The following is a 24,619-nucleotide window of genomic DNA, read 5'->3' as shown; positions in this document are numbered from 1 at the left end:
TTTTTAATATCAGCAGGTAATAACGAAACATATGGCTATGTGCGTTGTCCTTTATCCAGGCTCCGACAATCCGCCTCTGATTGCCGGAAGCCTGGTTTACTGCATTAGGCCTTAATCAAACACTCCGTGTCGCGATGCTTGGGGAGATATTAGCCGCTCGCAGCGCGGGCATAAGTACCGACAGCAAACTCATCACTAACAATAAGCTTGCCGTTACGACAATGAATGAGTAACCCAGCGCCGGTACGGAATACCACTGCATTAACTTCTGTCCAAGGAGCACTGCCGCAGCGCTTCCCAGCATGAGCCCTACTGTACATATCAGCGCATTCTCTACGACAAAATAGCGCACAATCGCTGACTTTCTGGCGCCCAGCGCTCGACGTGTGCCAATCTGCTTGGTTCTTTTGCTGATATTAAAGGTCGACAAGCCGAAAATACCTAACGCGGTGACTACCACCAATACCACAATCAGCGTCATCAACATGCGCATCATCAATACATCCTTGGCATCGTAACGTGCTTTTTTCTGATCTAACCCTGTGATATCACTCACCACCCGGTCGCGATGACTGGACAACATCAACTCTTCAATCTGACGCATTACCTGAGCGCGCGATCCCGGTGCAGTTCTGACCAAGTACTTTTGGAAATTACCCACTCGGATCATAGGAATAATGGCCGCTTTCTCGCCAAAGCTACTTTTAGGCCACTGATTAGCCATAGTTTCGACAATGCCTATTATGCTTAGCGGATCGGCGCCCCAATAAATGGTTTCACCCAACCCCTTACCTGCTCCGAATAGCTCATCAGACAGCGCACGACTGACAATAACTACGGAGGGGCGGGCATCGCTTTCATCAATCACCACCACATCCGCCTCGTTAAAATCACGTCCTTCTGAAACAGACAAACCCAATGTATTAAGGGTATGCTCGTCGCCCGTAACATAGCCCATAGTAGACCTTTTACTCTCTTGTGGTTCGGGTTTGAGCTGAAAGCCACCGGAACTGCCACTGCCTGACAAGGGTACTGAGCTAATGGCAACGGCGTCGATAACACCGGTAATACCACGCAAGCTTTGCTCATCCAGCTCCACCTGTTGCAGCAGGTCTAATTGCTTATCAAAATTCAGTGAATTGAACTTAAAAATGTCGTCTTCCGGATAACCCGTCTCTTTATTAAGATAGGCCATCCGGTCCTGAATAATGGATACCGCGTTACTGACAATTGCCAGTGTGATTGCAAGCTGAAGGATTAACAATACAGCCCCCAACTTAGAACGCATCAGTGCGTTAATGGTCGGTTTTAATTCAAACATGTGACACTCCTTTTATTGCACTTTCAGATGGGTAGCAGGTGTGGTTCGGCAAACAAGCCAGGCTGGATAAAGCCCCGCCAGAATACAGGCTGAGATTGCGATAGCAGGCGCGCTGAGCAACATCACCCAATCCATATTGGCCAGGCCTTCGTAATAGTTATAGGTCTGACGTACTCCCAGCAAGCCCAACTGCGCAAATAATACCCCCAGCGTGCCACCGAGCAGGCCTAATAAGCCAACTTCCACCAGATGTTGATAAAATACCTGACGCTTACTGGCGCCCAGCGCTCGCCTTACACCTACATCAGCAGCACGGCGCATGAACTTGGCCAATAACAAGCCCAAAATATTAGCCACACACACGGCGAGAAACATAAAGCTTAATCCGACCAGGATTTTATTGTCTTCACTGATGACATCGTTGTAGTTCATCCAGGCGTTTACGTCCTGCAATGAATACGCCAGCGAGTCTCGATTAAAACGCCCCTGATTTTGTTGCTGTTGCATATAGGCCATCAACATGTCGCCAAAAGCCTGACGTTGCTGCGGTGTGTCTAACTGAACCCAAAACTGGATCCACAGCATTTCTGAGTTCATTTTGTCGTTAAAGTCCCGAGTTTCTTCAAATTTCCAGCCATTGGTATTACCCCAGGTATCAACGTCATAGGCCTTAACATGGCTGAAGGGGACGAACAGTCGCTCTGCCTTACCAAAACTGCCATTGTTCAGGTCATAGAATTTAATGGTTGGTCGCCATTTTTGCGTCACGCCCACGATTTCCTGACGACGCTCACCAAGAAACAGCGACTCCCCCACAACGTCTGTCTTACCAAATAGCTGTTGTGCCATTTCCTCGTCTATAACAACCACAGGAGCTGCATCACGTGACTGTGCTTCTGTCCAGGCTCCACCATGAATGAAAGTCAGGTCAAACATGCTAAAGAAGTCACGACCGGTCACCCGTGCATTTTCAATAAAGGGCTTACTCCTTGGTGTATTAAGATGAACGGAAAACCCGGCGCGGATCATCGCCGCGCGCGCAAACTCTCCAGGCAACGCTTGAAGATTAATGGCATCCGGATAAGTTAACTGATACGGAATATCGTCGTCTGTCAGCCATGTTTCACCGTCATCCATCGTTTGCAATTGCACCGCAAATAAACGATCGCTCTTATGCGGGATCGGATCCATAGACATCATGTGATAAACAGACAAAGTCGTCATCGTCACCCCAATGCCGATTGCGATGGCTAAGATCATCAAGAAGGTCACCATGGGCGTTTGGCGCAAACTGCGCCAGGCCAAATCAATATAATGAACAAACATATTAACCTCCTGCTGCTATCGGCGCTTCAGATGAACGGCCCTGATACAGGGTGAAATCTGTCACCCGGCCATCTACAATTTGAATATTGCGTGGTGCCCGGCGTGCCAGTTCAGGGTCATGGGTCACCATTACAATGGTTGCACCCTCGCGGTTAATTTGCTCAAGCAACTCCATTACCTGACGAGCCATCAGACTATCGAGATTACCAGTCGGTTCATCCGCTAATAGAAAACGCGGTCGTCCTGCCAGCGCTCTGGCAATCGCAACACGTTGTTGCTGACCGCCTGATAATTGTTGAGGTAAATGCTTAGCCCGCCCAGCCAGGCCTACCAGCTCAAGACACTCCTCTACCCGACGTTTACGTTCTGCCGACTTAATACCACGGTATCGCAAAGGTACTTCCACATTTTCGTATAGGTTAAGGTCTGGAATAAGGTTAAAGCCTTGGAAAATAAAGCCAATTTTTTGGTTTCGTAAATCGGCTCTGGCGTTATCATTGAGTTTGCCGATATCGACGCCGTCCAGACTATATTGCCCGCCACTGAAAGGCTCCAGCATGCCCGCAATATTTAAAAAAGTGGTTTTGCCTGAGCCCGACGGACCGGTCACAGCCACGAACTCTCCTTCAGCCACATGCAGATTAAAATCCCGAAGTGCATGAGTCTGTACCATGTCAGTTTGATAAACTTTACTGATCGCTTTCATATCTAGCATTGTTGTTATCCTTTTTTATCTCAGTTGCACTAAAGGTGCTTGTTCAAATTGTTCGTAATTAGATACTATGATTTGGTCGCCAGGTTTCAGGCCATCCAAAATTTCCACTTCATTGACACTGGATGCGCCAGTGCGCACATCCAGACGCGTCGCGACATCACCTTCAATACGGTAAACGACGTTTCCGCCTGCATTCATAAATGAACCCCGGCGCACTTTCATCACACCCTCTTTGTGATCCAACAGGATGCGAGCAGACAAACGTTGATTCTGACGGATCCCACCAATATCGCTTTGATCAAAACGTACTCTGGTCGTCACTTCCCGATTGCTGACCTCCGGAGAAATCGCAGAGAGCTTACCATACACTTCACTGGCACCAACTTGCAGTACTACACTCATGCCCAGACCGAGCTCATTAGCATAACTTTCAGGCACTTGCAGTTGTGCTTCATAGGCGGATAAATCAACTAAAGTCATCAGTGCCTGCTGGGCTGAGACCGCAGCCTTAGTCTGAACCAACAAGTTGCCGACTAATCCACTTACCGGTGCATTGATATCCAATGCATTCACCTTACGCTGTAGTTCATCCACAACCAGTTGCTGTCGCTCTACCAGGTTGCTCGCCGCGGCCAGCTCAAACGCCAGGGTATCTTTACCCAACGCAACTTCCTGCTGAGCATGACGGTAGTTCAGCCGGGCACGCGCTAAGTCATCCACCGCTTCTTCAAGGTCAATTTGGCTGATCAGGTTTTTCTTTATGGAAAGCTGGGCCCGGCGATTCTCACGCTCGGCGGCATCCAGTGTCACCTTAGCCAGTTCCAGGCTGCGATTGAGTGCCAACGTCTCGCGTCTGACCTCCAGTTGCTCTCGTGCCAGGCCATCGCTCAGACGAGCCAGCTCAGCCTGCTGTTGTTTTAGCTCATTAGTCAGCGTCGGACTGACGACCCTGGCAATGACGTCACCGGCTGCCACGGTATCACCCGCTTTTACCAACAAATCAACAAAGCCTTCTTCGGGGCTATAAACTTGCGGTGCATTCGCGGCAACAATTCTGCCACTGGCCAGGATATCGCGTACAAAATCTCCTTGCGACACTGTTGCCACCTGCAAAGCGCTGAGTTCAAATGAACGACCGGATGTATCAGCCATAGAAATGGCACGTGCGGTGGCGCCTAAAGCACCAATTAGCACAATCGCACCGATGGCCTTTTTCCAGCTCACTCTCCCGGGTTTCACCACTAAATCCTGTTGACTGGTGTCTTTAATCATGAGTACTCCTTAGTCTTATTCACTTCGTCATTGTCAGGTTCTGCTTTCAACATTGCTCAATGGCAAAACCATAACCCTGTGCATGTCGAAGTGTCCTGTCATCGGTTTAGTAAAATGAATACCAGAGTCGTGCCAATTTTTAACTTATTGTTTTTATTAAACTAAGTAATTTTCAGGTCAGAGTAAAAGTGTCCGCGGACGGAAAAAGTGTCCGCTATTTTGAGCAAAACCGGACAGATCACCGAAAGCGGACAGGACGACCCTGGCTGGCGCCATTTGCTATCAGGGACAAAATTAGACACACTGTTGGCTTTCGTTTTTAGGATAAGAAATACAATGAAAACCCTACTCCTGATACTGATAACGCTCGCTTCGGTTACTGTATATGCGCAGCCAGAGCAGATTGTTTTGCTGCGCCACGCAGAAAAAATGAAGGGCAAGGATCCTGAACTCACGCCACAGGGCCAACTAAGGGCACAAAGACTCGCCACCTTGCTGGCCCCTTTGAACCCTGGCCTTTTATTTTCAACAGATTACAACCGGACAAGACAGACGCTGGCACCTTTAAGCACTGCGACCTCAGTGCCAGTGCAATTGTATGACCCACGGGCATTGGCCGATTTTGCTGCGCAACTCAAAACCTACTCGGGGACCATTGTGGTTGCGGGTCACAGTAACACCACACCAGAGTTGGTAAAGTTACTGAGCGGACAAGCTGTCAGTATTCGCGAGGATGAATTTAATAAGGTGTTTATCGTTAGCTGGCAGGATGGTAAAGCCGTATTGGAAGAGCAAGATTCAAATGAATGAGGCCCAGCAGCACTGGGCCTCTCATCAGTGGTTAATGACCTGTTTCGTAGTATGCACTGGCAGTCTTGGTGCGCTCCCAGGTACCATCTTTGTACAGGATCAATGCCGACGCAGACGTGTTGCTGTATGCACGGATTGTGACATTACAACTTGTGCCTCCAGAACAACGGGCATCTCCACTCCAGCTTACTTGTTCGATAGGCTTAGTGACATTTTTCAGGTAGAAGCGTCCACCCGTAGAGCTGCCGAACGAGAAATCTATGCCTGAGCAGTTAGCTGTGCCGTTACCCCAGCTATGACCGCCACTTTTTGGATATACGTCACATACCAGTTGTGCAGAAAATGCAGAGCCCGCAAAGAATGTTCCCGCTACCAGAGCAAAGGCTTTTATTGTTGTTTTCATTGATATATTCCTTATTTATATAAAGTAAGACAAAGCTATTAATTGCCGCGCCGACGGGCGCTAACCGCACCAGAGCGACAATGTCAGGCAATACCCTAGTGACCCGTTTCGTAAAACGCACTTGCCGAATTAGTTCTTTCCCAGGTGCCGTCTTTGTATAGGATCAATGCTGATGCACTATTACTGGTGTACGCCCGAATAGTCGCGTTACAGCTAGTACCGCCAGTGCATCGCGCATCACCTTCCCAGCGTACTTCCTGAATAGACTTAGTAACGTCTTTCAAGTAATAGCGGCCATTGGTTGATCTGCCGAATGAATAGTCAAAACCAGAACAGTTAGCTGTACCATTACCCCAGCTGCTGCCATTGGATTTAGGGTAAACGTCACATACAACCTGTGCAGAGAAGGCAGAACCAGCAAACAGGGTACCGGCTACGAGCGCGAAAGCTTTTATTGTTGTCTTCATAGTTATTGTCCTTATCATTATTGTGAACCGATTGATATTGAAATGAAACAATCATTGCAACATTCGTTAATAAAGCTAGCTGCACCGACACGTAAAAGTCAACATTCAAAAAACCAAAAGACACAATAAAAACAAAATGGTTACACTTTGGTTATATTTTTACTCACCTATTGCACCCCTTCAAACATTTAAGATTGGTGGAAATATTTTTCGTTAAATTACTGTTTAGTATTAATATATTAATCGCACCACGAACAATTGAACGCTCCGTTCTGTGATCCGGGTCTGAATATCAAATGCCAGCGATGTATTGCTTGTCATTCAGCATTCAAAGTAACGAGATTATGCGCGACAACCCTGAACGCATTTTATCTTCATTCTGACCGGCAAAACCAAGACGAATATGGGTATAGTGTTGTTGTGGAAATCGCCAGAATTCAGCCTCGGTCTGAACATAAACCCCCAGCTCTGCGGCACGGGCACTCAAAGCAGATACATCCTGATGTGTATTCACCCAAAATGCCATACCGCCATCTGGCACAGTAAAGGTCAATGGATACCCGGACTGCTGATAGCGTTGGAGTTCAGATGCCAATGCATCACAGCGAGCCTGATAACGCTTGGTCATGCGTCTTAAATGACGTTCAAACTCACCGCTGGCCATCCAGTTCGCTAAAGCCATTTGCAGTAGGATGTCGTTTTTATGATTCATCAATTGCTTCAGTGATATCAATTCACTCAGTACATCCGCTCTGGCCACCAAATAACCCATTCTGGCGCCGGCAAACATGATTTTCGAGAACGTCGAGACATAAATCACAATCCCATGAGGATCACTCGCCGCCATTGGCTGCAACGGTGGGCAGCGATAATGGAACTCATGGTCATAATCGTCCTCAATGATAAACACACCATATTCTGCACATAGCTGATATATCGCCATCCGACGTCCAATAGATAAGGTCACCATAGTCGGATACTGGTGCAAGGGCGTTAAGTACAGCAGCTTAATGCGGTTCTGTTCAAAGCAAGTGCGCAGGCTGTCGACATTCAGCCCTTCTTTATCCTGGGCGATACCATGCAGTGTCGCACCGCATGCCTCAAACGCCCGGTGCGCCGGTGGGTAACCCAGTGATTCCACCGCCACGCCCTCGCCGCTTCTGATAAAAGCTTTAGCAATCAAAAACAACGCTTCCTGAGAGCCATTACACACCAGCAGATCATCACATTCTAAAGCTCGGGCACGGCGCAGGTAGTGCTGAAGTTGCTGCTTCAAAGCCGGCTCACCGCTACAATTACCGTAGTGCAGCTGTGCAACATTCACAGCACGGCAAGCCTGACTCAGGTGACGACGAAACTCATCGTAAGGGAACTCCATCAGATCGGCCAGGCCACCGGCAAAACTATACTCATACTGAGTATTTTCTCTATCACTTAGCTCACCTGCCGACAGCGATAGTGCAAAGTCAGCTTGTATGTCCCTGACCTGTGCACTGGGCCTCACAATGTGCAGACTGGACTCAATCGGCAAGGCCTGATTAACCCGGTAACCACGTCTTTGCTCGGAGGACAGCCAACCCTGAGCCACCAAATTTTGCAGTGCGGTCATCACCGTGTGGCGATTAATGCCATATAACTGCGCAAGCTTTCTGGCCGAGGGCAGCGGATCGTTGGGCCGCAGATGTCCCTGCTTAATTGCAGCACAAATCTGCTCGGCCAACTGTATGTGCTTGGGTGAATCCTGAGTCAGTGGTACGCCGGTCAACATGCTTTCTCTCCCGACCAGGCCTGGAACACTCTGGTCTAGTTAAAAATGTAATTCTGGTTGTTTATAACCTACCAGAAAAGACTAAGCTGAGCCTAGTTGGAACACAGTTATTGGAGTAAAGACTTATGCTGAAACAAATTACGCTGGGATCAGACAAAGTACGACTAGAGCCGCTTTCTCGTGAACATCTGCCACATTTACGTGGCTTTGCTGAGCAGACCAGGCTATGGACCTGGGTACTAGACAATTACTGCAAGTCAGATGAAACGCTAACACACTGGTTTGAACACTCGGCGCAATTTGACCCAGATGTTCAGTTGCCCCTGGTGATCATCGACAAACACAGCAACCAGGTGGCAGGCAGTACCCGCTTATTCAGATTGCACAAGACCAACCTCAGTGCTGAAATAGGCCACACCTTTATTGGCGAGCAATGGCAACGTAGCCATATCAATACCCATGCAAAATATCTGTTACTGAAACATGCCTTTGAAACGCTGGGTCTGGTGCGCGTGCAACTGCGCACACACGAGCACAATCAGACATCGCGAGCGGCGATTACCCGCCTGGGTGCACAGTTTGAAGGGCTCATACTCAAAGATCAGCGCATCGCGCCTGATGCCTTTCGTAACACTGCCCAGTTTGTGATCACAGATGACATGTGGCCTGACGTAAAAAGTAAACTGGAGGGCTGGTTATGAGTTATCCACGCAGCGCCTTTTCGGAGCAAAATACCGAACGCCTTTGGCAATTGATAGATGAACATCCACTGGCAACCCTGATTGTGCCAAACTCTGACACCCCTTTTGTCCACATGTCTTTGAGTTTGAACCATGACAAAACCCACTTGTTAGGGCATGCCAACCCAGCGAACCCGCTCACGCAATTGGATAAAGCACAGCTACAGGTGTTGTTCAGAGGGCCGGATGCATATTTATCTCCCAGTGAGGTAAAAGGCCTGCCGCTGCCAACCTGGGATTACGCCACGGCGCATATTCGAGGACAACTCACACAAATCACGGATCCTGAAGAGAAACGCGCAGCATTGTGTCAGCAGCTAAAACAATTCGAGTCGCCCGTTAACCCCTGGGATATGTCGGTGCTCAGTGACAATCAAATCTCGAAATTATTTTCGCAGCTGTTTTTTTTCAAAATTGAGATTGAGTCGATCACAGGCACATTTAAGCTAAGCCAAAATAAAAGTGATGAAACCCGGCAGAGCATAGCACACCTGCTGGAAACTCAGGGGAATCCACTTAGTCGCTATTATTAGCGGTAAAACGTGTGATCAGTGCCTGAGTCAGCGCAATAACCGGTTCATCACACTCATCCTGAGCACCACAATTGGCGATCAATCCGATCGCCACGTCCTGCTCGGCTAGATAAACACTTTGCGTGTTATAGCCAAACTCATTGCCGCCATGGTGGTATAAAACGCCGTCTTCATGCTTTTCAACCATCACCCCTAAACCATAATACAAAGCCCCACCCATAAAACCCGGCAACCAGCGGGCCGTTTGTAGATGCTTATCACCGACCATATTACGGTAAATACGATCGTTAACAGGCTGCGCTTTAACAAAGATGGCTTTAAGTAGCTTGGCCATGTCCCTTGCACTTGCCGCAATCGGCGCATCTGCTAATGCCGTATTCACAATCAGCTGTTTGGTGTTGTATCGCTGGCGGTATGGCAGCACAAAATCAGGCTCATCCATATTAAAAAAATAGCCAGACGCCACGTCATCAGCCGCACTGTCATACCCTTTAACAAAGGTTTCGCTCAACCCCAGCGGCTCAATAACTTGCTCCCGAAGCAGCGCCCCCAGTGGACGTTGGAGTTTGTTTTCTATTGCCACAGCAGCCAGCACATAACCAGAATTGGAATAAGCAAAGTCACTTCCCGGTTCAAAATAGGTTGACTGACCAAAAACAAACTGCAGTGCGAACTTATTCCCCTTACGATTCGCCTGCTGAGCCAGTTGCGCGCGTATAAAGTCCAGTTCGCCCACATCATTGTATTCAATTACGCCTGAACTGTGATTCAGCAGCTGACGTAGCGTCATTTTGTCTATGTCTTTTATCTTCCTGGCGATATCGTGCGGCAACCAGGGCATCACAGGTTCATCGAGACTGAGCAACTGTTTATCATCCAGAATCGCCCCCAGTAACCCAATCAGCTTTTTTCCGGCGCTCCCATTGGGGATCCTGCTCTGGCTGGTCATAGGTATCAGTGTATCCAGATCTGCATATCCTGCACTGGCAGCATATCCGCCATTCGGCGTTTCAATGTAAATGCTCACGCCGGGAATAAAGTCCGATACTAAACCCGCGAGCAAAAGATCCACGTGTTGATGTAAGTCACTGTCAGCATCTTCTGCTTTGACAGGCCCTACTGGCTGACTCCGGCTGCAACCGCTAACTAACAGGAGCAGCATGACAAGGCAGGCGCTGATAAGTAACTTTTTAATATCCACTTAATTAGCTCTTAGCGTAGTAATGTTGATACAAACTACTTTAAATTTCGGTACAAAAACATACACTGGGCAATATATCTATATAAATCTTATACGTTACTGCCAATGCCCATTATTCAGCTAGCCCGTTTAACAATCGCTTTCGCCTGGTTTTATCACGGCTTAGTCCCCAAATTACTCAGCATTGCCCCACTGGAGTGGCAGATCTCTGCCAGTCTGGGACTGGAAGATGATTTAACGCACCTGCTGATACGCTCTGCAGGCATAGGAGAAATCATCTGGGCTGTTGTGTTCTACATCTGGTATCGAACACCAGCCATTGTCTATCTGAATATTGTGGCATTAGTTGGTTTACTACTGGCAGTTGCCGTATTGCAACCTGTGATTTTGTTTGAAGCATTTAACCCGGTGACCACCAACCTGCCCCTGATTATGCTGAGCGTTTTGTTATTGCCCACCAACCCCTCGCAACAGGTCAAGGAATGAATAAAGACAACAAAACTGTCCTGATGATCCGCAGTGCAACAGTGCAGGACTGTCAGAAACTGGCCCAGCTGTCTGCTGAGGTTTGGCTGGACACTTACGCCACAGACGGGATCCGTTCAGAGTACCTTGAATACGTGAACAGCACTTTCACAGTGTCCTATTTTCAGTCATTACTCGAACAAGAGGATCACCGGCTATTCGTTGGTGAAAGAAGTGGCCTGTTACAAGGCTATATCCAGCTTAACCTGGCCAGCCACTATCAGACCCCGCACAATGGCTATGAAATTGACAAGCTCTATGTGCATAAGTCGTGTCAGGGCACAGGTGTAGGACGTGCCTTACTACGGCACACTGCAAGACAATTTGGCACACCTATATGGCTTTACACCTGGACTGAAAACGCCGCGAATCAGTTCTACCATCGGCTTGGTGCAAAACAAATTGGCACACTCAGTTTTGAAGCATTCGGCAATACAATCAATAACAATGTCTATAAGATCACCACAGGAAACCTGATATGAAATACGCACTCCTCATTATCTTTTTCGCCCTGTTAAGCGGCTGTCAAAGCACCCCATCCGAGCCCGGCATTCAGGGAGAGGCTGCATTGACTGCAACCGATCCTGAATATGGCTATGCCACCCATAAGCCTGTCAAACTTGGCGGCTTTTTGCGTGGCTCTAAGTATGAAGGCAGCCATATTGAGTATTTTCAGAGCCTGACGGGCCCCAATGGCGAGCCTGTGCAGGTAAAACGGCTTGGCAGCTGTTGCCCGTTTGAAGATAAATCTATGCCATTTGGCGGTGGTATGTTGGATAAGTATGAACTCAGCTATCCGGGCCAGAAAAAGCCGGTGATCATTTATGTCAACCTGTATCAATTTGAAGCGCCAAAAGCACCACAAGGGTTTACCCTGTTATAGTAATAAGGAGGGCATAAACCCTCCTTATTTAGATGTCACTATTATACGTTACTCCTGATGTGCCACGCCGGCGCGGTAAAACGCTGCCAGGTGCGTCTGTAAACGCAGCATATTTGAACCATCTCCATAGTGACCATCTTCAGCATTCGACAGGGCCACTATCCCAGTTTTGGTGTAGGGGTTGTAGGTCATGATAGTATGGGTGCCCGGATCTCCCCCGTCATGGCCTACAAATGGACCTTGCCAGAACCAAAAGAGCCCTTGTGTGTCCATCCAGTACGTTGGTACGTCTGTTTGTACAGACAGCATAGTTTCAACACTTTGCTCACTCAACACCCTGACATTGTCCAGTGTGCCTCCCTGACTGATAGCAATTAACAAGCGTGCCAGGTCGTGAGCAGACGAATTCAGATCCCCATCAAAAAAGGTCGGATAGCTGAACTCAGGCACGTACTGCGCAACCCCATCGCCATCTATCGTATACTGAGGCGTTTTCGGGTTTTCTTCTGGCAACTGCGTGTAGTCCCAATGGGTATTATTCATGCCCAAAGGCGCAAATAAGTTCTGCTTCATCTGGTCCACCAGACTGATATTAAGCAGATGTTCAACGGCATACCCCGCCAGTCCAGCGCCTACATTGGTGTAGCTATGAATGCTGCCCGCCGGCACACTACCTTCACCAAGATAGACATCTTCCGTGAAGTACTGACCACCTGGCAGCAAATAGGCCTGGTAGAACTCAGTCGCACCTGTCAGCGTAGTTTCTTCACACAACTCATGCCCGCCCTGCGCATACAAAGACAGGTTGGTGCCGTGAATGTAGTAGCTGCAATTGTATAACTGTGTATCACTGATACCTGAAGTATGCGTTACTAAGTGGCGCAGAGTGATATCGCGCTCTGTATTCGGGTGCGTAATTTCAAATGGCAAATTCATTTGCGCCAGCGGCGTGTCCAGACTGAGCAGGCCTTGCTCTATCAACTGCATGAAGCCTGTTCCCATCACTGCTTTACTGGTTGAGCCTACATTCATTGGCGCGTGGACTGTCATGGGCTGATTGGTCTCTAAATTTGCGATACCGTAGCCTTTTTCAAAAATGATCTGGCCGTCTTTAATAACCGCCACAGCAACCCCAGGAATGTCCATATCCGCTAGGCCCTGCGTAAATGCCTGGTCAACTGAGGTGAAATCGAAACCCCGGCCGGGCGTCGCGCCCATTGCCTGAATGGCGTAATCGAGCACGTTATCCGACGACCATTCAACTTCTTTTGTCGTATAAACGGGCACCGCGATATCCGGCATTACCCCTGCGCCTTCAAGTCCCTGGTTATTGAGGTCGGAGTAGGTTTGGTGGCTCAACGAGCCGGTCCACCCATTTGGCAGCATAAAATCCAACGCATCAGATACCGCGCCGTTAGTCGCACCGCCGACTAGCGTTACATGCTCTAAGGATTTGAGGGTTTGAGTTAACACTTCACCAGCGCTGTAAGCCAGCTCGCCAGTCAGTACATAAACGGGTTTAGTGTAAGCCTGATCGGGTGCGGCTTTAAGTGTTAGAGCCTGTTTATCCTGCTGATGATCGCCATTGAGGATCTGCTTGTATGCCACTGTCTGCTCTTTGGCATTAAAGAAGCGTGCGATTTCCAACGACACGCCATCAAATCCCCCATCGTTAACCCGCAGGTCAATGATGATGCCATCGCTGTCAGCCAGGTCTTTCATCACTTCACGCATTAACGTTTGGGTGTCTTCGATATCCTGCTTTGCCTGTGAAATGATATCAAAGAAACTGTCTACATCGGTTTCTTCACTGGCCAGCATAGCAGACTCACGATCTATGCGAATATAACCCAGGTTGCCATCCAGTTTGCCCCAGCCCAGCGCATTGCTGTTTTCATAACGGGTTAGTTGTTTATCGGTCAGATACAAACTCGTTATTTCAGCGAAAGCATTTAACTGATTGTTGTAGGCCTGCTCAATGTGTGCCTCCCAGTCGTCTCCATGGCGTTGTACCATAAGCCAGGCCAAATCTTCATACAACTCTGTCTCACCTTCACCGGAGATCTCAAAGCGCTTGTCATCCGTTAGTGACACATGCACATCATCAAAATCTTCGAGCATAGCCTCAAACACGTTTGCAAGCTGCTCTGGCGTAGTATCAGCATTGATCTGTGGTCGATATGCCGAATACGCCGCCTGCCAGTCGATTTCTCTGAGTTCAAAAAATGCATAATAATCATTAAATGTGTGCCAGAAGTACTCAAAGTTGGCAATAGGGTCGTCACCGCTGAGGCGCTGCTTCGGTTTACATTGCTCGCGCATTTCAGATTGTTTCGCAAACACCCAGTCATTCGTCGCATGGGTGGTCAACGTCAGTGTGCTCTTGTCGCTTTTAAGATATTCATCCAGAGCATCCAGATCCTTGTATGGATGCGTCTCAATCAGCACACATCCATGGGTGTTGTACTGAAAACGCCGCAAATTATCTGTATCAAACTGCCACAGATTACCCGTGCCCTGTTGCACCCACACACCCCGATGCTTAGCAAGCGCATGATTATCATTACTATTACCACAACCAGCCATAAGTAAAGCTGCACTCACCAGGCTCAGTGGTTTCCACCCCGTCATTTTCTTACCCATCAAGTCAAGCATACCTTCGTCCTTTTCCATTTGATTGTCTTCCAGCCCGGCCAACCCGGGCTGGTCCTTATGAGGAGACTTAAGGCTAGATGAATGCCTTGCTCGATTCTGTAGTATGCTTGTCCAAGGTTGTTTAACCCTGTTGCGAACTGTCAGTAAGTGTACCTAAATGTGGGGCTTCCTCTGGTTTGCTTGCATTTAATCACGTTTTGTTCATCTTTTTGCCATGGCCGCTGCCAGCCATGGAGTTAACCGCCTTCGTTTAGTAATTCTATGGCGCTGCTACGCAATTGCTTACGACTGAGTAAAATGCCACTGATGGCAACCACCAGTGCAATCGCGAGGGCCTCAGCCAGCATCCGTATCAGACTGCCCTGATAAGGCATAGCCAAATTCTGTTGATAGAATGCGTCTATAAAGCTGTAAATTGCGCCAACAGCGCATAAAGCGGGGATCAAGGTCACCGTCAGCCACTCAAACAGGAAGATCTTCAGGCCTTGTGTTGGAGACAGCCCAAAGCTAAGCAGCAGTCCATTGCGTATCTGGTCTTTTTCCATATGGGTCTGGATAGCCGCCACCATCAGCAAGTTGCTGAGCAACACAATAAACGCAGCGTAACTCAGAACCAATGTGATCAATGCCTGAACCTGCGCCCGGATCTTCTCCAGCAACGCATCCACAGTGACCAGGCGCAACTGAGGATGTGCACGCCACACCGTACCGATTGCCGCTACACCCTGCGCATTTAGCTCGATACTGCCCATATGATAGACGGGCTCTGCAACACTGGGCGGCCTGCTTTGTTGTAACACAAACCAAAATGTCACTGAGCTGGCACCAGGTTTATGCCGATGAACGGCCGTAACACTGGCTTCGACAGATTCACTGCCAACGACAAGCTGTACCCTATCACCCATTGAGAGCGCCAAATCTTCGAATACCTCCTGATCGACAGAAACCCCCGTCCGGGCAAGTGCATCAGGCCATGCCCCCTGTGTGATCCGCACATTTTCAGGTGTTTGCGCCCGCCAATGCAAGTTTACAGGCTGCTCCAGACGGCGCAGAGTATCACTGGGCTGAACATCACGCTCTAGTATTGCTATGCCATTGATGTGGGTTACCTGCGCCAACTGAAAGGGCTTCATCTCTTTAATGTGGCCCTGATATCGACTGACAAAAGATTCCAACGCTGCTTTTTGCTCATCATTCGCCCGGCTGACAAACACATTACCCTGATTCTGATAGAGATACAGTGACAGCATGCTGGTCACATCACGCCCCATGTTGAAGCACAGCAGTAACAAAGTGACGCTCAGGCCCAGCGCCGTGATTTGCACCAGCTTGACCGACATGCGCTTACGTAACAGCAACAGACTAAACCTTGACAGCACCCAGGCACTTGGCAACAGATAACCACCAAACCGCAACACCAGCCAGGTCACGAAAAGCACCAGTAGCACGCACACCCCTAGTCCACTCAGCAACATGCCACTGAGCAACCAGTTGTCTGTGTAATTAACCACCAGGGCTGCCAGCAGACCCACTGGGCTTAGCATGGCAAGCCAACGCCAGCGCTTTGGCTCAGTACGTTGCGCCAGAAGCAAACGAATGTCTCCCTGAAGCAAAGACAACCACACAGGTAACGCGATGAACACATACACAACCGTGGCCAAAGCGCAGGCAGCCAGTAAATCTTGCCACTGCCATTGCAAACTAAACCCGTCAATGTATGCCTGCGCGATATAGCTGACCCCATGACTTGCCAGTAACGACAAGATGAGCGCTGGCAGCAAACTCAACAATAATTGCATTGCGCCTGCCACGATCGCCAGCACCGGCAACATGCGCCGCGACATGCCGCAGGTCAATAAAACCGATACGCTTTTCTTCAGTGGCTGCATTTGTACCTGACTACACAACCACAGGATCAACACGCTCAATAAAACGATGATCAAGCTCAGCAGTCCGAGAAAATTCTGCACCCGCTCCCAGACTTTTGCCAGTGGATAATTATTAAGAGACTTGCTGACTATCTGCGCGGTGGGAGAGCTTGATTGAAATCGGGTAATTTCCTCTTCAGACAACCTGGTGTGCAACATTAACGCTCTGCTGAAGTGGGGTGTAAGTTGTTCAGGGCGCAAACTGGCGTCGGATACCATGGCACGCATATCGCTGCCAAAGCCTTCCAATATTCGGTCGGGCTCAAGTTGCAACAACGCAGAGACACGTAATTGCGTGCCTCCCAACATGATGGTATCACCCAACTCAACCGCCAGAGCCACCGCCAGCCTGGGTTCCAGCCAAACTTCTCCGCGTGATGGCCCCTGTTGCACACGCTGTGTATTAAGCGCTTTACTAAGACTAATATGAATGTCGCCCTGAAGCGGGTAATGGCTATCAACGGCTTTGAGAAGCACGGGCTGATGATGCGATTGATGACTCAGACTAACACGGTATTGAGACTGTAAACTATGGGAGTCGCTGTGCGCCCTAACCCAGGTTAACTCCGACTCATGCCAGGTTCGCCGCACCGTCACTTGTGTATCGGCACCCAAAGTAGCCTGGAGATTGTGTGCCAAAAACCGCTCAACGCCCTGACCCAGTAAACTGCTGAACAGTAAGTAAAAAAATAATATACTCAGCGCTCCTAGTGTGAGCCAGTATTTACCTTGCATGATCTGCCGCCAAAGTATCAAGGCAAATGCAAACACAGCGTAGCCGGGCGAGACTTCTTGCTGCCTGAGGGGGTAACTTGTTGCTGCCTGCTCTATTGACATAACATGAGCCTCCCGTGACTTAGACGAAACGCTTTGTCTGCCCGCTTTGCCAAAGCCATATCATGTGTTACCAACAGCAGTGTAGTGCCGCTCTGTCTGGCGCCACTTAGCATCAAGTCAATCACGTGCGCCGCGGTGGTTTCATCCAGATTGCCGGTGGGTTCATCCGCAAACAGCACCTGCGGCCTGACACATAAGGCACGGGCAATAGCGACCCTTTGTTGCTCGCCACCACTTAACTGAGTCACGTTGTGCGTGAGTCGCTGCTCCAGCCCCATTTGCGCCAGCCAGTGTGTTGCCTGCTGAGCCGCATCACAATGGCCTCGGAGCTGCAAAGGCAGTGCAACATTCTCAAGCGCATTGAGCTCAGGTAACAAATGAAACTGTTGAAATACAAAGCCGCTGTGCGCGGGTATATTGGTGGTATTCAGCGCCTGGTTTTTAGCGCGATAAGCGACGTGTCCGGACTGAACGGGTGTCAGGCCAGCTAATAAAGACAGCAATGTTGATTTACCGCACCCGGACGCCCCCACAATTGCAATGTGCTCGCCGGCTTCAATGCGCAACGATAGAGCATCTATTAATGCCAGCTGTGTACCATTGTGCAGTTTTATACTGTGATTAAGGTCACTGACCTCGAGTGACAGAGCCATATCTGGATCCCTGAATGATTTATCATGGGATCCAGCTTGAACTCATCGCTGTGAAAGGAACGTGAAATAGTAACAGCACTTTGTTTTGCACTCGCGCTGCTATGAAACACGCTTACTCACTGATAATGGACTTTATTTTACACTCTTTGGAACGCAATCCGCTCCAGTCAGCAGTTTCATCCGCATAAATAAGTACTTTTGTATTTGCATGATAAGCCGCAAGTGCAGCACTGAAAACATTACCATTGGTCGTGGACGACTTGTCCAGCCAGTACCCAAACGGGCAATTTTCTTGTGCAGAGGCACTTTGCGATTCTAACGTGATTAAAAAAACGTTGTCAGTGTAGTCTGCCCACGTGTAAAGCTTATCAATTTTATAATAGCCACCACTTGTCACTGTAGCCTGAGCCCCCAGAGACAAAAACGCCAGCATACCTGCAACCACAGCGCTTATGTTCATTGTTTTCATCTGTCGTACTCCTATTTACGAAAAACTACACACTTGTCATTTTAAACAAAAAGACTAGAAACGCGATTCCTGAAGCGACATCAGACTTACTTCACAGGTATCTGAAGCCGATGTCAGACGAACTTTTTTACCAGACATGTAAGCAGCTAAAGCCAGGCTCAGAAAGTGGTTCATTTTATCCGCACTGTGCTTGCTGTACGTTATTGTTGCGGTTTTGTTACATCCAGTCATCTCATACTGTACATCGTTGCCAAAATACAATCGAATCTCTTTGCTGCTGGCAAAGTCATATACTTTCACACCTTTTAATGTGCCAAGCCCAATATCAGTTACCGCTGAAGAAGCAAATGAGGCAACCAGCAGGGTCGCTCCCAACATCCGTTTGATCATAATCGTTCTCTTTGTTGTTAAAGTGTAAACTATAAAATATCTACAGAATGGACTCAATTGTTTCTTTATTACAAACAACACGGAAACAATAAAGAGAGGCGTGTTAGTACTCCAGAACACTTAGCAAAGGTCGAAGATCAACTCGTGCCTTCAGCCTGGCAGCTATCAGATACAATCCCGCCAGCTTGCGATGAATAAACAAGGCATCAACCGGCGGCGTATGCCACTGACTGGACTGCATACTCAATTGCCTGCCCTGTTCACTGATCTGCTTTGCCAGTCCACTGGCAGCAAAGTCAAATGGTGCTTCGGCTCGCAGTGGTGAAATGGCCAGTTCAAACAAAGACAACACGGCGTGTTGGTAATTCGGATCTATGTCCTGAGAAAAATACCCGATCTCGCAGGCAGCTTCCTTCAAAGCCTCTCGGTTGCCTTCGGCACCAGCCAGAAGCAATGCTTTGTAGCTCTGACTCAATGCCGGTGAAATGACTCTGGTTGCACCGAAATCAAGCAGAATAATCTGCCCTGTATCTGGGTTGTACTGATAATTTGCCAGGTTAGGATCGGTCTGGATCATACTCAATTCAAACATCTCAGTAAAAAACAGCTCAATTAAACGAAATGCCAGCTCATCACGGGTGTTCTGAGGCAAGGATGCCATGTCTTCAAGGGGTTTACCCTCTACAAACTCCATGGTCAGTAAATGCTGAGTACTCAGATCGGGATAGCTGTTTGGCACCTTAAAGTGCGGGTTACCCGCCAGCGCGGTTGCAAACGCCGTAAGTGATTTGGCTTCTTGCTGGTAGTTAGTCTCAGCCAGCAGCTGTACTTTGGCTTCTTCGACTAAAGGCGTTATGTTTAAGGTTTTTGGCAACAAACCAGACAGTTTAATCAGGCTCACAACATTATCAACATCACTATGAATGCTGTCGGCAACGCCAGGGTACTGCACTTTAATCGCCAGCGCTTTCCCCTGCTCAGAAGTCGCCTTGTGTACTTGTCCTATTGAAGCGCGGGCGAAACTATTCAAATCAACGTGACTGAATTTGTCCAGCCAGTCGGCTCCGAGCTCTTTTTCAAACGTTGCAACCAGCTGTTTATGTGGCATTGGTGCGGCATCAGCTCTGAGTCGCTCCAGCAAAGCGGATAACTCCGCAGGTAACAGCTCCCCGGCATCCATTGACAGCAGCTGCCCCAGCTTCATAGCCGCACCGCGCAAATGAGACAGTTTATCAGCAACAGCCTGAACGTTGCCGGGCTGGAGTAACAACTCGGTTCGGTTGGTTTTTTGTCCACTCAAAGCCTGTTTGGCACCGGCAATCATGACATTGGATGCTACTTTTCCTGCCAGCCCGCCAAAGTGTGCCAGCCTGCTCAGGCGACTGGACGGAACTCGTCGCGATTTGTTGTTCAACACGCTACCCCTGTATTTGAATTTATCCTTACAATACGTACAGTTTACTCATTTCGTTCAGGATAGCAGGCAAAATCGGCCTATTACTTGATACATCTATCGCGCTTAAATTGGCGATGAGATGTCACAGAGCGTCCCTTCGGGGGCTAAAAGTAACAATCGCATTTGCCCATACTCTGTTGCCTCGGGAGCCTGAACGACCTCATAGCCAAGCGCTTTGACTTTATCGTAGATGGGGCTAACCTTGTCGACGACAAAAGTCAGATACATACCAGATGAGCTCTGTCGTGCCTGCTCCGGCACGATGGGGTGAGACTTTAAAATAATCCCAAGCTCAAGGCCCGACTCCTGTGATACCAGATGAATAAACCAGTCACTGTCATACCTGACATCAAACGCGAACAACGACATATAGAAGTCACGGGATTCAGTCAGGTTGGTTGTACAGACGTTAGTAAATAGCCGGTTTATAATCATTTTACCTCGCTCAGTGCATAGTTTGCAGACGTGCCGTCACACCTACACTAGCACCCATTCGTGAACGCTAAATTAAACCCATCCCGGCGCGATCTGGTTTGTCTCTTTAGGAATACAAATCCCCTAAAAACCTCAATGATTTATTTTGGCCAATTTTAGTACTTTTATTTCCACATCTTCATATCGGCGTTATTATCATGTAAATCACTTTGCAAAACTCGCCAAAACAAGGCCTGCAACCATGACGAATATGAGCACAGTTTCTGAACATACATTGCTGGAGATGAACTTTCAGGCAATGCAGTCTGCCTATAGCCGTGATCCGGCACCCGACTATGCGCAACGTATTGCTGTACTAAAAAAGCTGAAACGTGCACTCATCAATCATGAACAACAGATCTATCAGGCTTTGTCAGAGGATTATGGCTACCGCAGCGAGTTCGATACGTTTTTTGCCGACCTAATGCCAACCATAGCAACCATTAAATATGCCATTAAACATCTGAAAAAATGGATGCAGCCTTCAAGGCGTCATGCCGGGCTCATGCTCGCCCCCTCGAAAGTGAGAGTGCATTATCAACCTTTAGGCGTGGTGGGTGTTGTCACCCCCTGGAACTTTCCGCTTTACCTCGCGCTGGGTCCTACAATTCAAGCCTTGGCCGCGGGAAATCGTGTGATGATCAAAATGAGTGAGTTTACGCCTAATGCAAATCAGGTACTGCGCACCATTCTGGAGGACATCAGCGATCATGTTCACCTGGTAGAAGGGGATGCAGACATTGGCGCGGCTTTCACTGCCCTGCCATTCGACCACCTGATCTTTACCGGCTCAACCGCAGTGGGCAAGCTGGTCGCAAAAGCGGCCGCAGACAACCTGACCCCAATAACTCTCGAGCTAGGGGGCAAATCGCCTACTATCATTGACCATGACATAGATATGAAGGTAGCCGTGGATGCGGTGATTATGGGCAAGTCTGTTAATTCCGGGCAGATCTGCGTAGCCCCGGATTACATTTTTGTGCCCACCTCGCGCCTGGATTCATTCATTGATACCTTTATCGCCTGCTATAGGGAATATCATCTGCAAAGCAACAACAGCAATCGGCAAAGCCACATCATTAGCGAGCGCCAGCATGCCCGCCTGTTGCAACTGCTGGATGATGCTAAAACCAAAGGGGCGACAGTGCATACCGTCAAAGATGCTGAGCCTGGGGATGGCAAACGCATTTATCCGCACCTGCTCACCAATCTTTCTGACGATATGGCGGTATTAAAAGAAGAGATATTCGGATCCTTGCTGCCTGTGATGACATATGACACATTAGATGAGGTCATAACCTACATCACGGCTCGGCCGCGCCCGCTGGCACTGTATATTATGTCAAACAATTCAGTACTGATTGAGCGCTTGATCACCCACACCCACAGTGGCGGAATTAGCATTAATGACACCACCATGCACGTGGTGGCCGACGATGCCCCCTTTGGAGGCATAGGCCATTCGGGGATGGGCCATTACCATGGCTACGAAGGCTTTTTAACCTTTTCAAAGGCAAAAACAGTATTGTATTCCAGCAGCTGGCTACCTAAGAACCGCTTTGTACTCAAGCATCGGGATTGGATGTTAAAAGTGCTCCGTAAGTACATTCTAAGATAGCAGAACATCATTTTTAGCCCTAAAGTCAACGACTGTTCCAAAAAACGGTCTGCAATGTTAACATCGAAACCAGGACACGTACGTTCTTAAAAATAAAAATCACTTACCAAAATTGGACAAAAGGATTGTGAAAAAAATTGTTTTATCTGCCGCTGCAGCGTTACTGCTCGCCGTGGTAACACTGTCGAAGTATGCAACCGATGAGCCTGCTGTGGATGAATCTGCAAGTATTGCAGAAACGGCTTTGCAGGCCAACAAAACTTCATCAGACAAATTACAAAATAACGAGTCAGCTTCTTTGCCTGTAACCTCTGGCAAAAACGAAGTTAAACAAAGCGTTGCATCCAATAATCATGTCGCAGAAACAGCATACGATGATGCACCTAATGATGAGTTCGACAACTCATCAGCACCACCTTTGCAAATCAATACCGTCGCTTCTAATGCGATTACCCCGCTGCCTCATATTGATCCGGCCTTCAGTGCACATGCCGTGAGATACTCAGGGGATTTAATGCCGTTAACCACTTTGCAAGTAGGTGAAAAGGCAAAACTAACCCTGTTGAACACGCATATTGAAGCCACACTAAAAGCATCAAACCATGCCCGCAGTGGTAATCAACATTTGTCATTTAAGCTCAACAATGGCAGTAACCTGACCAATATGATGCTTACCTACAGTAATACGGGTATCCGGGGTAAAGTTACAATTGATGGCACCCGATACCATATTCAGTCAGTCGATAATCAAATACTGATGATGTCTCACAAGGAATATGTAGAACTATACGGACTTGAAAACCATAAGGAAAAGATTAGAAAATGATGAAAAAAAGTATAATAAACTCAGTTATTTCAGGGCTCTGCTTAGCCTCCACAAGCGTTTTGGCAAATGTAGAGGTGGGTGTTCGCTTTGTCGTAGATGACGCACTGATCACCAGCTGGCGCTCAGAAGAAACCATCCGGGACGAACTGGAACGATGGATCCTTGAGACCAATACAATGCTCTCCGACTCAAACATTGCCATGAGGTTATACCCTGCTGAGACCGTCATGAGCGATATGGCTGCGGACTCGGATGAAAGCGTCATATTTAACAATATGAGACGTGAAATCAATGGTTTTAATAACCTTGAAAACAGAGCAGATGAGATTGGTGCCGATTATACCATTGCCGTAGTCCCGAGATTAGACAATGGCCTGACAGGTGACGACAGACAAGCTTACTGCGGAATTGCTAATACTGTCAGCAGAAACATAGATGAAATTAATGCGGTGGACTTCATGGATTCTACCGTTATCGTTGACTACGACTGTAGCACAGATACATTTGCCCACGAGCTTGGCCATGTATTTGGCTTATCACACGGTATTCAGGTTGCCGAAGCTCTGGGCAGCACAGGTCACAATTTGAGTTACCACGCATACTCTAAAGGGTGGGGGCGAATCGTCTCCCTGGCTTCTGTTGGTGACTCGTCCGGAGACGAAGTACGTGATGATGGTGAATATGGTACCATCATGGTAGGAAACTACTTGCAATACTGGAGTCGACGCAACGCGACGACCTTTGTGGGTATCTTTTCCAATCCGGACATAACTGATGTTGCCTGCGGTGAAAATGGCTCCGCCAGCCCTTGTGGTAATGCGCTACTGGGGAATGCAGCCAGAACGATAAGAGATTTTCGTACTAATTTCGCCGCTCACGCGACACCAGACGTACACACGCTGAATTACCGTGATTCAAATTTGCGCTCGTGTATCTCACAGACTTACCCCTATACACCCGGTAGCAGTGTGTACGACATCAATCGCATTACGAGTATCAGCTGTTCGGCATCTGATATTGGCTCTATTGATGGTCTCGAGGGCATCACAGGTTTACACTCAACCATCGTCAGACCGACTCCGGGAGGATGGCCAGTCGTTGAATCACCGTTTATTGATTTGAGTGATAACCGGATCGTCAACCTTGACGCCTTGTATCAGTTATCGTCTGACTCAACAATCAACTTACAGGGCAATGATGTTGCCAGCTGCCATCAGCTTGATGAACTGGAGCAAACACATACAAACCTGATACGCCCTGAGCGTTGTTTGAATATTGCAGCGCTGGTTTCAACTATAACGATGATATAACGCGTAATCTGATTGGCCTGACAACTTCCAGTGTTAACT

Annotated in this window: 24 protein-coding genes; 9 read left to right on the top strand and 15 right to left on the bottom strand. The window is 48.3% G+C overall.

What is annotated here, in order from left to right; all coding sequences use genetic code 11:
* Positions 1-115 precede the first annotated feature (115 nt).
* From PRUB_RS24475 to PRUB_RS24460, 4 genes are read right to left on the bottom strand one after another with little or no spacing between them, the layout of a single operon-like run.
* Complete coding sequence (locus tag PRUB_RS24475; RefSeq protein ID WP_010380617.1) at positions 116-1,321, bottom strand: ABC transporter permease; 1,206 nt, start codon at positions 1,319-1,321, stop codon at positions 116-118.
* A 12-nt stretch (positions 1,322-1,333) separates the two neighbouring features.
* Positions 1,334-2,647, bottom strand: a complete 1,314-nt coding sequence (locus tag PRUB_RS24470) for an ABC transporter permease (protein WP_010380615.1) — start codon at positions 2,645-2,647, stop codon at positions 1,334-1,336.
* A gap of 1 nt (position 2,648) precedes the next feature.
* Positions 2,649-3,362, bottom strand: coding sequence for an ABC transporter ATP-binding protein (locus tag PRUB_RS24465; RefSeq protein ID WP_010380612.1), 714 nt, complete (start codon positions 3,360-3,362; stop codon positions 2,649-2,651).
* Between the two features lie 15 nt (positions 3,363-3,377).
* Positions 3,378-4,634, bottom strand: a complete 1,257-nt coding sequence (locus tag PRUB_RS24460) for an efflux RND transporter periplasmic adaptor subunit (RefSeq protein ID WP_010380610.1) — start codon at positions 4,632-4,634, stop codon at positions 3,378-3,380.
* 336 nt (positions 4,635-4,970) lie between these two features.
* Between PRUB_RS24460 and PRUB_RS24455 the strand changes: the two genes are divergently transcribed.
* Positions 4,971-5,444: a SixA phosphatase family protein gene (locus PRUB_RS24455; RefSeq protein ID WP_010380608.1), complete on the top strand. Its 474-nt coding sequence runs from the start codon at positions 4,971-4,973 to the stop codon at positions 5,442-5,444.
* A gap of 31 nt (positions 5,445-5,475) precedes the next feature.
* Here PRUB_RS24455 and PRUB_RS24450 read toward each other — a convergent pair whose 3' ends face one another.
* The 3 genes from PRUB_RS24450 to pdxR all read right to left on the bottom strand — a co-directional run bounded on the left by PRUB_RS24450 (position 5,476) and on the right by pdxR (position 8,082).
* Positions 5,476-5,847, bottom strand: a complete 372-nt coding sequence (locus PRUB_RS24450) for a hypothetical protein (RefSeq protein ID WP_010380606.1) — start codon at positions 5,845-5,847, stop codon at positions 5,476-5,478.
* Positions 5,848-5,942: 95 nt separating this feature from the next.
* Complete coding sequence (locus tag PRUB_RS24445) at positions 5,943-6,314, bottom strand: hypothetical protein (RefSeq protein ID WP_010380605.1); 372 nt, start codon at positions 6,312-6,314, stop codon at positions 5,943-5,945.
* Between the two features lie 328 nt (positions 6,315-6,642).
* Positions 6,643-8,082, bottom strand: coding sequence for a MocR-like pyridoxine biosynthesis transcription factor PdxR (pdxR, locus tag PRUB_RS24440; protein ID WP_010380602.1), 1,440 nt, complete (start codon positions 8,080-8,082; stop codon positions 6,643-6,645).
* 125 nt (positions 8,083-8,207) lie between these two features.
* On the opposite strand from pdxR, the gene PRUB_RS24435 reads away from it, so the two are divergent.
* Positions 8,208-8,783, top strand: a complete 576-nt coding sequence (locus PRUB_RS24435) for a GNAT family N-acetyltransferase (RefSeq protein WP_010380600.1) — start codon at positions 8,208-8,210, stop codon at positions 8,781-8,783.
* Entirely contained in the window at positions 8,780-9,355 is a 576-nt protein-coding gene (locus PRUB_RS24430; RefSeq protein WP_010380598.1) for an FMN-binding negative transcriptional regulator, read from the top strand. The genes PRUB_RS24435 and PRUB_RS24430 overlap by 4 nt, the downstream gene beginning before the upstream one ends.
* Here the strand turns inward: PRUB_RS24430 and PRUB_RS24425 are convergent.
* Complete coding sequence (locus PRUB_RS24425) at positions 9,339-10,556, bottom strand: serine hydrolase domain-containing protein (RefSeq protein ID WP_010380596.1); 1,218 nt, start codon at positions 10,554-10,556, stop codon at positions 9,339-9,341. The two genes, PRUB_RS24430 and PRUB_RS24425, sit on opposite strands and share 17 nt — an antisense overlap.
* A gap of 105 nt (positions 10,557-10,661) precedes the next feature.
* On the opposite strand from PRUB_RS24425, the gene PRUB_RS24420 reads away from it, so the two are divergent.
* The 3 genes from PRUB_RS24420 to PRUB_RS24410 are packed head-to-tail and all read left to right on the top strand — an operon-like array spanning position 10,662 to position 11,964.
* A complete protein-coding gene (locus tag PRUB_RS24420) occupies positions 10,662-11,042 on the top strand; it encodes a DoxX-like family protein (RefSeq protein ID WP_010380594.1) in 381 nt (126 codons plus the stop codon).
* Positions 11,039-11,563: a GNAT family N-acetyltransferase gene (locus PRUB_RS24415; RefSeq protein WP_010380591.1), complete on the top strand. Its 525-nt coding sequence runs from the start codon at positions 11,039-11,041 to the stop codon at positions 11,561-11,563. Before PRUB_RS24420 ends, PRUB_RS24415 begins: the two co-directional genes overlap by 4 nt.
* The gene (locus PRUB_RS24410) at positions 11,560-11,964 is read left to right on the top strand and encodes a hypothetical protein (protein ID WP_010380589.1); all 405 of its coding nucleotides are present in this window, start codon (positions 11,560-11,562) and stop codon (positions 11,962-11,964) included. The genes PRUB_RS24415 and PRUB_RS24410 overlap by 4 nt, the downstream gene beginning before the upstream one ends.
* A 48-nt stretch (positions 11,965-12,012) precedes the next feature.
* Here the strand turns inward: PRUB_RS24410 and PRUB_RS24405 are convergent, their stop codons facing one another.
* From PRUB_RS24405 to PRUB_RS24375, 7 genes are all read right to left on the bottom strand, one after another.
* Positions 12,013-14,619: a serine hydrolase gene (locus PRUB_RS24405; RefSeq protein ID WP_162144648.1), complete on the bottom strand. Its 2,607-nt coding sequence runs from the start codon at positions 14,617-14,619 to the stop codon at positions 12,013-12,015.
* 236 nt (positions 14,620-14,855) lie between these two features.
* Complete coding sequence (locus PRUB_RS24400; RefSeq protein ID WP_010380585.1) at positions 14,856-17,384, bottom strand: ABC transporter permease; 2,529 nt, start codon at positions 17,382-17,384, stop codon at positions 14,856-14,858.
* Positions 17,375-18,037: an ABC transporter ATP-binding protein gene (locus PRUB_RS24395; protein ID WP_010380582.1), complete on the bottom strand. Its 663-nt coding sequence runs from the start codon at positions 18,035-18,037 to the stop codon at positions 17,375-17,377. Before PRUB_RS24395 ends, PRUB_RS24400 begins: the two co-directional genes overlap by 10 nt.
* Before the next feature lie 112 nt (positions 18,038-18,149).
* Complete coding sequence (locus PRUB_RS24390; protein WP_010380579.1) at positions 18,150-18,506, bottom strand: hypothetical protein; 357 nt, start codon at positions 18,504-18,506, stop codon at positions 18,150-18,152.
* A 54-nt stretch (positions 18,507-18,560) separates the two neighbouring features.
* Positions 18,561-18,896, bottom strand: coding sequence for a hypothetical protein (locus PRUB_RS24385; protein ID WP_010380577.1), 336 nt, complete (start codon positions 18,894-18,896; stop codon positions 18,561-18,563).
* 103 nt (positions 18,897-18,999) lie between these two features.
* Positions 19,000-20,220, bottom strand: a complete 1,221-nt coding sequence (locus tag PRUB_RS24380; RefSeq protein WP_010380575.1) for an ABC1 kinase family protein — start codon at positions 20,218-20,220, stop codon at positions 19,000-19,002.
* A gap of 195 nt (positions 20,221-20,415) precedes the next feature.
* The gene (locus tag PRUB_RS24375; RefSeq protein WP_010380573.1) at positions 20,416-20,787 is read right to left on the bottom strand and encodes a VOC family protein; all 372 of its coding nucleotides are present in this window, start codon (positions 20,785-20,787) and stop codon (positions 20,416-20,418) included.
* 166 nt (positions 20,788-20,953) lie between these two features.
* Here PRUB_RS24375 and PRUB_RS24370 point away from each other — a divergent pair, with 166 nt between their 5' ends.
* The 3 genes from PRUB_RS24370 to PRUB_RS24360 all read left to right on the top strand — a co-directional run bounded on the left by PRUB_RS24370 (position 20,954) and on the right by PRUB_RS24360 (position 24,580).
* Positions 20,954-22,444, top strand: a complete 1,491-nt coding sequence (locus PRUB_RS24370) for a coniferyl aldehyde dehydrogenase (protein WP_422624871.1) — start codon at positions 20,954-20,956, stop codon at positions 22,442-22,444.
* A gap of 127 nt (positions 22,445-22,571) precedes the next feature.
* The gene (locus PRUB_RS24365; protein ID WP_010380569.1) at positions 22,572-23,270 is read left to right on the top strand and encodes a hypothetical protein; all 699 of its coding nucleotides are present in this window, start codon (positions 22,572-22,574) and stop codon (positions 23,268-23,270) included.
* Between the two features lie 59 nt (positions 23,271-23,329).
* The gene (locus PRUB_RS24360) at positions 23,330-24,580 is read left to right on the top strand and encodes a zinc-dependent metalloprotease family protein (RefSeq protein ID WP_162144647.1); all 1,251 of its coding nucleotides are present in this window, start codon (positions 23,330-23,332) and stop codon (positions 24,578-24,580) included.
* Positions 24,581-24,619: the final 39 nt, after the last annotated feature.

It is taken from the genome of Pseudoalteromonas rubra, assembly GCF_000238295.3.
GTDB lineage: Bacteria > Pseudomonadota > Gammaproteobacteria > Enterobacterales > Alteromonadaceae > Pseudoalteromonas > Pseudoalteromonas rubra.
The sequence above is the reverse complement of the archived record's forward strand: the minus strand, read 5'-3'. Positions and strand labels throughout refer to the sequence as shown.